At 41.5% G+C, this 10,777-nt stretch carries 8 protein-coding genes and 1 other annotated feature; of the genes, 2 read left to right on the forward strand and 6 right to left on the reverse strand.

Features of this window, described 5'->3' with window-relative positions:
- Positions 1-7: 7 nt before the first annotated feature.
- The 6 genes from dprA to N3A72_11790 all read right to left on the reverse strand — a co-directional run bounded on the left by dprA (position 8) and on the right by N3A72_11790 (position 6,867).
- Positions 8-1,105 carry a DNA-processing protein DprA gene (gene dprA, locus N3A72_11765; GenBank protein MCX7920254.1) on the reverse strand — a complete coding sequence of 366 codons (1,098 nt, stop codon included), beginning with the start codon at positions 1,103-1,105 and terminating at the stop codon, positions 8-10.
- Positions 1,106-1,183: 78 nt separating this feature from the next.
- Positions 1,184-1,738 carry a hypothetical protein gene (locus N3A72_11770; protein ID MCX7920255.1) on the reverse strand — a complete coding sequence of 185 codons (555 nt, stop codon included), beginning with the start codon at positions 1,736-1,738 and terminating at the stop codon, positions 1,184-1,186.
- A gap of 154 nt (positions 1,739-1,892) precedes the next feature.
- Positions 1,893-3,119 carry a type II secretion system F family protein gene (locus tag N3A72_11775; GenBank protein ID MCX7920256.1) on the reverse strand — a complete coding sequence of 409 codons (1,227 nt, stop codon included), beginning with the start codon at positions 3,117-3,119 and terminating at the stop codon, positions 1,893-1,895.
- 40 nt (positions 3,120-3,159) lie between these two features.
- Positions 3,160-4,875, reverse strand: a complete 1,716-nt coding sequence (pilB, locus tag N3A72_11780) for a type IV-A pilus assembly ATPase PilB (GenBank protein MCX7920257.1) — start codon at positions 4,873-4,875, stop codon at positions 3,160-3,162.
- Between the two features lie 49 nt (positions 4,876-4,924).
- A complete protein-coding gene (nadD, locus tag N3A72_11785) occupies positions 4,925-5,524 on the reverse strand; it encodes a nicotinate-nucleotide adenylyltransferase (protein ID MCX7920258.1) in 600 nt (199 codons plus the stop codon).
- Positions 5,525-5,610: 86 nt separating this feature from the next.
- Positions 5,611-6,867, reverse strand: a complete 1,257-nt coding sequence (locus N3A72_11790) for a glutamate-5-semialdehyde dehydrogenase (GenBank protein MCX7920259.1) — start codon at positions 6,865-6,867, stop codon at positions 5,611-5,613.
- Between the two features lie 173 nt (positions 6,868-7,040).
- Between N3A72_11790 and N3A72_11795 the strand changes: the two genes are divergently transcribed.
- Together N3A72_11795 and N3A72_11800 are read left to right on the forward strand one after the other, a co-directional pair.
- Positions 7,041-8,375: an ADP-ribosylglycohydrolase family protein gene (locus N3A72_11795; protein ID MCX7920260.1), complete on the forward strand. Its 1,335-nt coding sequence runs from the start codon at positions 7,041-7,043 to the stop codon at positions 8,373-8,375.
- A gap of 47 nt (positions 8,376-8,422) precedes the next feature.
- Positions 8,423-8,757: a binding site (T-box leader), on the forward strand.
- 305 nt (positions 8,758-9,062) lie between these two features.
- Positions 9,063-10,625 carry a 2-isopropylmalate synthase gene (locus N3A72_11800; protein MCX7920261.1) on the forward strand — a complete coding sequence of 521 codons (1,563 nt, stop codon included), beginning with the start codon at positions 9,063-9,065 and terminating at the stop codon, positions 10,623-10,625.
- Positions 10,626-10,777: the final 152 nt, after the last annotated feature.

Here is a 10,777-nt window from a genome sequence, read left to right on the forward strand (position 1 = left end):
TATGAGATTATACAATGCGAACATATCGTTTTCCCGAAAGTTCGCGAATCAATCCTTGCAACTCTAATTCTAGCAGAAATTGGGCTAATTTTGCTGGCGAAAATGAAGTTGCCACTGAAATCTGGTCAATATGGAGCGGTTCTGCAGAAAGCAAGCTGATAATTTTTTGTTTTTCTGCGGAGAGCGAATTCAAATTGCTTCCTGGCTTCTTTTCTATCGACGTTCGTTCAATACTAAATCCGAATTCAATTAAAATATCATTAACATCCACGACCAATTTCGCTCCCTGCTGAATCAACCGATTTGTTCCGCGACTGGTAGGAGTCGTAATATTTCCTGGTACCGCGAATACGAGCCGATTTTGGTCTAATGCGTGTTGTGCAGTTAGTAACGCCCCGCTAGTATCCGTTGCCTCTATAATGACTACACCAAGACATAATCCGCTAATGATCCGATTCCGTTTTGGAAAATTATCAGAATGCGGTGGGGTCAACATCGGAAATTCGGATATCATACAGCCGGAAGAAATAATTCGTTCACGTAATCCACGGTTCTCGCGCGGGTAACATACCGATAAACCATTGCCGACAACTGCGATGGTTCTCCCGCCGGCATCAATCGCTCCTAGATGTGCTTCGGTATCTATCCCACGGGCAAACCCACTAACTACAGTCGCTCCGGCTGCAACTAAATCCTGGGCAAATTTCCGGGCGATTAATCCTCCGTAAATGGTTGCGCGTCGTGAACCAACTATCGCTACTGCGCGTACATCGTCAGCCACAACTTTTCCTTGGATATAGAGCAATACTGGATAATCCGGGATCGTTCTTAGTCGCTGAGGATATTCCGCATCAAGATATGTTATGATATCAACTCCATTTTGCTTCGCTAACGCCAATTCTTCTTCTGGACGATATTCATGCTTATGGTTGATAATTGCCGTAGCAAGATGCTCGGAAATCCCGTTTACCTTAACCAACGCGGATTTATTCGCTGATAATACCGCCTCCGGAGAACCAAACACGTCAATTAAATATCGAAAGCGGATATCACCGATACCAGGGACTGTCCGTAAAGTTAACCACGCTGAGATATCTTGGCGCATAGACTATTCAGTATACTCATCAATCGACTCGGAGTTATCGGAGCACTGCAACCAGCATTCTCCGAAATATTTTCATTGTCATGGTAACCAGTCGCGAAGAAACGAAGGTAGGTCTTCCGAAGAAAGAATTCCGAAAGCAAAAACAGCATAGATGATTAGGCCAATAAGGACCACCGAAAAAATAAATTTAAACCACGTACTTTGGAATACTCGAGCGATTCCTTTTCCAGCCATTTGAACTACTTGCACGATAAATTGGTCCGGTCGAGCCAGAGACATCTGATGGTCAAGTCTTTTTTCAAGCAATCCAATCGTCTCATTAATACAGATGAACGCACTGTTCCACTCACTCTCCAATCGTTTTCGCGCAATATCACTCAATTGCGATACATAATCAGTTGTTGCGACCCGCGAAATGATATCCATAATCATTTGCCCAACTTCTTTTTCCGATTCTAATAGGTCCAGCAGGATTTCTTGCCGTCGAGCAATATTATTTTTCAATGTAAGAAATTCGTCAGATGACATTGACATTAGCTCAGAATTAGAATCAAAAATCCCATGGAATGTAATCCAATCTTCAAGTAACAATTCTAGTTCGTTAATTTGCTTTCGTATCGTTTTTGCACTCATAGCCAACTTGGATTATTTAGAATGAACGATTAACCCTCGATAAATATCGTGTGTTCCTATCAGGACCATACAACTTTACATCGCATTTGTCCAACATTCTATGCCGAGAAATACGCAATCACTCCGCTTAGGTACCCATTTTAAGTTCTTTTTCCTATTTTGCCGCTACGACATTAACCATATTAAATACCGGCAAATACATCGCAATAACTATTCCTCCGACGATAACCCCCATGACTGCAATCATAATCGGTTCAAGCATCGAAGTTAACGCCGCTACCGCAGCATCAACTTGGTCTTCATAAAATTCAGAGATTTTATTCAACATCTCTTCCAAGGCACCGGTTTTTTCTCCCACATCAATCATTCGGGTTACCATAGGCGGAAATACACCAGTTTGAGCTAGCGGTCCTGCAATAGTTTCACCTTGTTGAATACTATTTTTAGTTTTATTCACTGCATTTTCAACCACCACGTTCCCCGCGGTTTTTGCCACAATTTCTAATGCATTCAAAATATTCACGCCTGACCGAACTAACGTCCCTAACGTTCGGGTGAACTTTGCCACGGCAACTTTCCGGAACAAATCACCAAAAACTGGCATATTTAATTTTAGCGTATCAAATTGCAGTCGTCCTTTAGGGGTATTCACATACCGTTTTAATACATACCCAATTATCACGAGCGCAATCAGCCATACATACCAGAATTTCCGAATAATCTGGCTAAGCCCAACAATAATCTGGGTCGGTAAAGGCAGTTGCGCATCAAAGCTACGATAAATGGATTCGAATGTCGGAATAACTTTAATCAAAATGAAAATCACAATCAGCACGGCAATAATTGAAACTACTGCTGGATACACCATTGCCGATTTAACTTTCCGCCGTAACGACCCGGTTTTCTCTAAATACGCAGCTAATTGATTCATAATACTATCAAGCATTCCACTTGCTTCACCTGCACGAACCATACTTACATAAAGCTGACTGAAAACCTTCGGATGTTTTTCGAGTGCAGCGGTGAAAGTACTTCCAGCTTCAACATCTTTTCTAACTTCAACAACAACTTTACGCAAATTCGGATTTTCCAGCTGTTCTCCAAGCACATCCAAACTTTCAATTAACGGCAACCCAGCACTTATCATAGTTGCTAATTGCCGACTGAAAATTATTAAATCATCTAAATTAATTCGCCCGCGGGCGAAACTTAATCGCGGTCGTTTCCCCACTGCGGTTTTCCCCCGCTCCTCCGACAACGAAGTAACCAGCAATCCTTGCGAACGAAGCATTTTAATTACCACTTCCTGTGACGGAGCTTCCACGCTCCCATCAACAATTTTCCCCTGAGCATTCCTTGCGACATATCTATAGGTAGGCATACCTTCCCTCCTCATACCCAAAATAATCGAGTGTTATTATTTATAATTCGTTACCTAATGTTACACTTAATACTTCTTCTACGGTCGTTGTTCCGTCGAGTACTTTTAAAATCCCGCTATCCCGAAGAGTCCGCATTCCTTTTTCTTTCGCTAATCTTTTTATCACAGAAGCACTCGCTTTATCAACAATTGCTTCGCGGATTTTTTCGTTTATGGTTAAAATTTCATATAACGCTTGCCGACCACGATATCCGCTTTTATGACAATAATCACAGCCTGTTCCGCGGTAGAACCGCAATGATTCCGGATCTCGGTCAGTTATTCCCAGCGTCCGAACGATTTCCGCGGTCGGCGTATATACTTCCTTACAGCGGGGACATATCTGCCGCACTAACCGTTGTGCGACTACCATTAACAGCGAGGCAGCAACTAAAAATGGCTGAACACCCATATCGGTTAATCGAGTTATTGAACTCGGCGCATCATTGGTATGTAAGGTACTTAACACTAAATGGCCGGTTAACGCTGCTTTAATAGCGATTTCTGCTGTTTCATAATCTCGAATTTCTCCCACCAGGATAATATCCGGGTCTTGCCGTAAAAAAGAACGTAATGCTGAAGCAAAAGTTAACCCAATATCTTCTTTCACTTGCACCTGATTTATCCCTTTAAGCTGATATTCAACCGGATCTTCAGCGGTCATAATATTTCGTGTCGGACTATTGATGGTACTCAATGCGGAATATAGGGTCGTCGTTTTTCCACTTCCGGTCGGTCCGGTAACCAGAATCATCCCATACGGTTTCCGAATAACTTCCTGGAATGTCTGCAGGTGGTCAGGTTCAAATCCCAGTCGAGTTAAATCTAATACCAATCCTCCGCGGTCAAGAATTCGCATAACAATTTTTTCCCCAAATATTGTCGGAATACACGAAACTCGCATATCGACCACTCGATCAGCCACCCGAACCTTAAACCGACCATCCTGTGGTAACCGTCGTTCCGCAATATCCAGTTCCGCAAGAATCTTAATCCGCGAGGTTATTGCCGCATGGAGTCGTTTGGGTGGTGGAGCAACTTCGTGAAGCACACCATCAATTCGATATCGAACCCGTAACGAATCTTCATACGGTTCAATATGGATATCACTTGCGCGTTCTTTAATAGCTTCCTGAATAATCACGTTCACTAATTTAACTACAGGCGCATCTTCAGCCATATCTTTAATTTGCGCTAAATCCAGCTCTTTTTCATCCGCAACGAGTTCAATATCGGTTTTGATTTCTTCAATATCTTTCAGGGTTTCCTGGATAACATCTTGTTTCCGATAATATTGTTCAATTGCGCGGTTGATTTCGGATTCGTAACTGATTAATGGAATAATTTCGTTGCCAGTTAAGACTTTTAATTCATCGAGAATATAAATATTTGCTGGGTCAGCTAACGCTACAGTCAGCTGATTCCCGGTTTTATCTACCGGAATGATCTTATATCTACGAACAATATCTTCTGGAATAGTTTTAATTATCTGCGGGTCAATTTCATAATGAGACAGCGTGATATACGGAATGCCAAGCTGACGACCGAGTGCTGCAGCAATCGTCTCTTCGGAAGCAAATCCAAGACTAATTAGCACATCACCAAGCCTTTTCCCCATTTTCTTCTGCTGCGCTAACGCCTGTTGTAACTGTTCCTCGGTAATAACTCCTTCAGCAACTAACATTTCGCCGAGTCGTTGTCGGTGGGTTAATGCCATAAGCGAAATCAACGAATTGAATAAGTAATTTTGCGTTTTGTGTGTTGATTCAACCTACATTTTTACCATAAACCGACGAATCCCGCAAGTATTGATATACTTTTTCTGGTAAAAAATACCGAATTGGCTTCCCATTCTTGATTCGTTTTCGGATTTCACTCGCAGAAATATTTATTGGCTCGAGCCGCAATATTTTTATTTTCCGGCGAATGGTTGCATCAAGTGAACTAAAGGTAAACCCAGTGCGGGGCGCGACTATAAATCGGCATAACTCTAATAATTCCTCCGCTTTCTTCCAGGTATATATTTCCGTTAAAGCATCCATTCCGATAATAAAATACAATACGGCCGTGTTTCCATACTTTTTCTGCAATAATCTTATAGTATCTATTGTATATGATGTATCACGTCGTTTCAATTCTAGGTCAGAAACCACAAACTGCGGATTGCCAGAAATTGCTAATTTCGTCATCTGCAACCGATGTTCTGCTGATGCGATTCCTTTCAGGTTTTTATGCGGTGGTATCGCTGCCGGGATAAAAATAATTTTATCCAACGCAAACTGACTGAGACTTTCTTGCGCGATAATCAGATGACCAATATGAATCGGATTAAATGTACCGCCGAATATACCTAGTCGTATTGCCATGCGAAATCCCAATAGAAAATCTAAAATCCAAATAAATGCGGTAATTAACTAAACATCAATTGATTATTTGGATTCGGGTTTTCTTTTTACGTTCTGATTTGTCCTTCCCCGAAAACAATATATTTTTGACAGGTTAATTCTTCGAGTCCCATCGGGCCTCGTGCGTGGAGTTTATCGGTGCTAATCCCAATTTCAGCGCCAAGCCCGAATTCGTAGCCGTCATTAAACCGAGTTGAAGCATTAACAAATACCGCTGAGGAATCTACTTCTCGGATAAACTTCCATGCTTGGCGATAATTCTGGGTGATTATGGCATCAGAATGCATCGATCCGTATTGGGTAATGAATGCGATGGCACTATCAATATCATCCACAATTTTGACTGATAGAATTAAATCGTTATATTCGGTTGACCAATCTTCTGCCGTGGCTAGAATTGCTTTTGGGTATAACTTGACTACTTCCGGGCATCCGCGAATTTCTACGCCAGCCGCACTCAATCGGTCTAGCATCCGTGGTAGAAACACTGTCGCAATATCTTTATGCACTAAAAGATTCTCGATAGCGTTACACACCGCAGGACGCTGAACTTTCGCATTAAAAGTTACCTCTTCAGCTATAGTTAAATCCGCTTCGGCGTCAACATACACCGCACAAACTCCTTTATAATGTTTAATGACCGGCATTGTTGCTTGCTCAACTACGGTGCGAATTAACGATTCGCCTCCCCGCGGAATAATAACATCAAGATACTGGTTCAGTTTCAGGAGTTCATTGATTGCCTGCCGGTCAGGAGTTGAAACAAACGAAATAACAGCTGGCGGAACATTATATTTCCTGCATACGTCTTGCATAACTTCGACTAATATTTTATTTGAATGAATAGATTCACTGCCACCTCGAAGGATCACCGCATTACCGGATTTCAAACATAATCCGGCAGCATCGACGGTAACATTCGGTCGCGATTCATAGATTATTCCAATAACGCCTAGCGGAACTCGCATTTTCCCAACAAGTAAACCGTTCGGCCTGCGCCACATTCGGGTTATTTCTCCTACCGGGTCTGGAAGTTTAACAATTTCGCGTAATCCATCTGCCATTAGTTTTATCCGAGCAGGAGTTAATGTTAATCGGTCGAGAAACGATTTTGATACCCCAGCCGTTTTTCCGGTTGCAATATCTTTTTCATTTTCAGTGATAATTTTTTCTTGCTGAATTTCTATTGCGTCAGCAATTTCCGATAGAACGAGATTTTTAATGCTACTCGATACCGTAGCGATTGTTCGCGCAGCGGATTTCGCCTGGCGCGCTAATTCAATAATTTGTTCTTTCAGTTCCATTTAGATTAGTCCTTAAAAATAAAGATAGAATTTTGATTCATCTGCATAAGTATAGTCGTTATCCGATACGCATTGCAAGTATTATTTTGTGTTTTATTATAATTTGAATTATTTCGGATTGACAAGTATACTATCTACCGATGATTTTCAATAGCAGGGAAAAGGGGTGACCCATGAAAATTGAGTTATTTAAATTAAATGAAATTAAAGATAGATTACATCAGTTTGAGAATTGGTATCGATATAAAAAAGAACTTGGTGCGGATTTAAGCTATATTGAACAAGAAGCTATGCGCGATTTCGATAAATTAATCAAAAGAACGAAACGGCTGAAAGAAGGGATTACCACCGCGTATATCGAACCGATGTCGTTGCATCAAATTCGGGTAACTCGACCTAAAGGTCCACGTATATTACCAATGACTTTATCCCAGGAAGAATTATTGAACAAAATTTTTGGCGGCTGGCTCGGGCGTGGGGCGGGTTGCGTGCTGGGAATCCCAGTTGAAGGATTCGATAAAGCTCAAATTGCGAAATTCTGCGAGTTTATTGGTCAGTCCTATCCGCTGGATGATTTTTTTATCAATATACCGTTTCAGCAATATCAGCAATTGCATTATGGAACAACTCCGATGAATAAGTTTATTCGCGACCAGATTGAATATCTTGGTGCAGATGATGATTTAGCATATACCATACTAAATTTAGTAATTATCGAAAAATACGGTTTCAAGTTCACCAACAAAGATGTTGGTAAAGAATGGCTTGACCGATTACCTATCGCTTGCACCGCGGAAGAAGTTGCCTTAACTAATTTACGTCGCGGCATTATGCCGCCGAAATCTGCCAGGGTTGATAATCCGTTTGCAGAATGGATTGGTGCGGATATTCGGTCGGACATCTGGGGATATACAACCCCGGGACTACCGGAACTTGCTGCGGAATTCGCTTATCGCGATGCTTCCGTGTCTCATATTAAAAATGGTGTTTATGGCGCAATGTTTTTCAGTGCGACTATTTCCGCTGCATTTGTTGAATCTGATATTGATACCTTAATTGAAATTGGGTTATCCGAAATTCCTGCTAACTGTAGGTTAGCGGAAGCGATTCGATTAACGGTTCAATGGTATCGAGATTCTGGGAATAATTGGGAGGTAACCCGTCAGAAAATTGATGACCGATATGGTTACCTACATATGGCAGATACAATCCAGAACGCGTGTTTCACCATTTTAGGGCTCCTTCACGGTAAGCTTGACTTTACGAAAACGCTCGCTTATACTGTTATGGCAGGATATGATACCGATTGCACCGGTGCCACCGCCGGGTCGATTCTCGGAATTATCCTTGGTGCAAACCAGATTCCGAAAAAATGGTATCAGCGGTTTAATGACCGGATTATTAGTTATGTTCGCGGAATGGAAGATAACCGAATATCGGAATTAGCTCAGCGAACATTGGCGGTCGCCCAGAAGGTGACGCGTCATTATAGAAAACCAGGAAATTGAATTTAACTTGATTTTTGTTCAATTCAGTGGTATACTAATTATAAAAGTTAAAAGCGATGAAGAGGAGTAGTAGTTCGGCACTCTGCGTAGAGAGAGTCGGGTGTTGTGGTGGAAGCCCGATACCAGAACCGAACGAACTCGCCTTGGAGCTGCATGGGTGAAAACTTAAAAACGAAAGAACGGTACAACGAACAATCTACTTGTATATAACTGTTAAGTTTTCCGTTTTTCAGTTTTTCAGTGAGTAGTTCATGCCGGTTGCAACCGTTATCTTGCATAAATTGAGCCCTGTGAACAAAAGGTAGGATTCTTTTGAAAACAGGGGAAGCAGGGTGGTACCACGGGGTATTGTGGGTATATAACTGCAAACTTCGTCCCTGACTGAATCAATGAATTCAGTCAGGGATTTTTTATTATATTATATTTTGTTATAACGAATACTGCGAATATAAACAAATTATTCAAAATAGTTATGAAAGGAGTAGCCAATATGGATATTTTAGTAATAGTTTTAATCAGTGGATTCATGTTATCAAGGTTAGTTGGGCTACTACTCCTTCTAGGTCGGTTAGACCGACCTAGTGATGACAACCCTTTTTCTATTTCAATTTCTATTTGAGTACAAACAAATAACATCAGATACGGAATGAATCCGTATAAATCTTACTCAGAAATGAGGATAATGATATGAACCACGATAATTCAACCCGAATTATTATTTTCGATACCACGTTACGTGATGGCGAACAATCGCCGGGCGCAAGTTTGAATACGAAAGAAAAACTGCAAATCGCCCGGCAGTTAGCGAAATTGGGTGTCGATGTCATTGAAGCAGGATTTCCAATATCTAGTCCGGGAGATTTTGAAGCAGTACATTTAATTGCGAAATCAGTTCAAGGTCCAACGATTGCGGGATTAGCGCGCGCACATCCTGCGGATATTGACCGCTGTTGGGAAGCAGTGAAACCGGCAAAAAAACCTCGTATCCATACCTTTATTGCCACCAGCGATATCCATATTGAAAAGAAATTGCGCAAGAGTAAAGAAGAGGTCATTGATATTGCGGTAAAAGCGGTTAAACGCGCAAAAGGATATACTGAGGATGTCGAGTTTTCCTGCGAAGATGCGGCTAGAACTGATAAAGATTATATGTGTGATGTTGTTGAAGCAGTGATTGATGCTGGTGCGACTACCGTTAATATTCCGGATACGGTTGGATATAGTAATCCCTTCGAATTCGGCCAACTCATTAAATACATCATGGAAAATGTACCGAATATTAAAAATGCGATCCTGAGCGTTCATTGTCATAACGATTTAGGGTTAGCGGTAGCGAATTCGTTAGCGGCGATTCTCAATGGTGCACGACAGGTTGAATGCACGATTAACGGAATTGGCGAACGGGCTGGGAATGCGTCATTAGAAGAAATCGTTATGAACTTAAAAACCAGGCAGGATTTCTTCAAGGTTACAACCGGCATTAAAACCGAAGAGATTTATCGAACTAGCCGATTGGTTAGTACCTTAACCGGAATTCCGGTACAACCGAACAAAGCGATTGTCGGCAGTAATGCGTTTGCTCATGAAGCTGGGATTCATCAAGATGGCGTATTGAAAGAGCGGTTAACCTATGAGATTATGACACCGGAATCAGTTGGCTGGAAGGGTACATCGATGGTTATGGGAAAACATTCCGGTCGGCATGCGTTCAAAGCACGGTTAGCTGAATTAGGATATGCGGATTTATCGGAAGAGCAAATCCAAAAAGCATTCGAACGATTCAAGGTGTTAGCGGACAAAAAGAAAACTATTTTTGATGAAGATTTAATAGCGATTGTAGAAGATGAAATGGCAGTATTTCCGGAAACCTATGTATTCGACTATTTACATGTTACCAGTGGAACGGAAATAACGCCGACCGCAAAAGTTCGTCTGCTTAAATCTGGCAAACCGATTACGGTTGAAGCTAAAGGAGACGGACCGGTGGATGCCGCTTATATCGCTATCGATAAAATTACGAAGCTGAAACCAGAATTACTCAAGTACGGAATAAAATCAATTACCGGCGGAACGGATGCACTCGGAGAAGTATCTGTAACGTTGCGCGCAAAAGGAATGACCATCAGCGGTCGCGGGTCGAGCGAAGATATTATAATCGCTTCCGCAAAAGCGTATCTTAATGCCATCAACAAAGTATTGTATCTAACCAAGAAACAAGGGAAAAAGAAAAAAATCCAACGCGAATTATAAAATAGATGGATTACACCGATTGTTAAAACTGATTACATAGATTACAATATGCTCACAAGAATCTATGTAATCTTTTTTCTAATCTGTGTAATCTTACTTTAACAATATGGGAATGACGATTACAGAGAAAATCCTTGCAGCACATTGTGGCA

It is taken from the genome of bacterium (assembly GCA_026416715.1).
GTDB lineage: Bacteria > UBP4 > UBA4092 > JAOAEQ01 > JAOAEQ01 > JAOAEQ01.

Coding starts and splice junctions, on each gene's coding strand:
- dprA (MCX7920254.1), bottom strand. CDS start 1,105: ATGCGCCAAGATATCTCAGCGTGGTTAACTTTACGGACAGTCCCTGGT.
- N3A72_11770 (MCX7920255.1), bottom strand. CDS start 1,738: ATGAGTGCAAAAACGATACGAAAGCAAATTAACGAACTAGAATTGTTA.
- N3A72_11775 (MCX7920256.1), bottom strand. CDS start 3,119: ATGCCTACCTATAGATATGTCGCAAGGAATGCTCAGGGGAAAATTGTT.
- pilB (MCX7920257.1), bottom strand. CDS start 4,875: ATGGCATTAACCCACCGACAACGACTCGGCGAAATGTTAGTTGCTGAA.
- nadD (MCX7920258.1), bottom strand. CDS start 5,524: ATGGCAATACGACTAGGTATATTCGGCGGTACATTTAATCCGATTCAT.
- N3A72_11790 (MCX7920259.1), bottom strand. CDS start 6,867: ATGGAACTGAAAGAACAAATTATTGAATTAGCGCGCCAGGCGAAATCC.
- N3A72_11795 (MCX7920260.1), top strand. CDS start 7,041: ATGAAAATTGAGTTATTTAAATTAAATGAAATTAAAGATAGATTACAT.
- N3A72_11800 (MCX7920261.1), top strand. CDS start 9,063: ATGAACCACGATAATTCAACCCGAATTATTATTTTCGATACCACGTTA.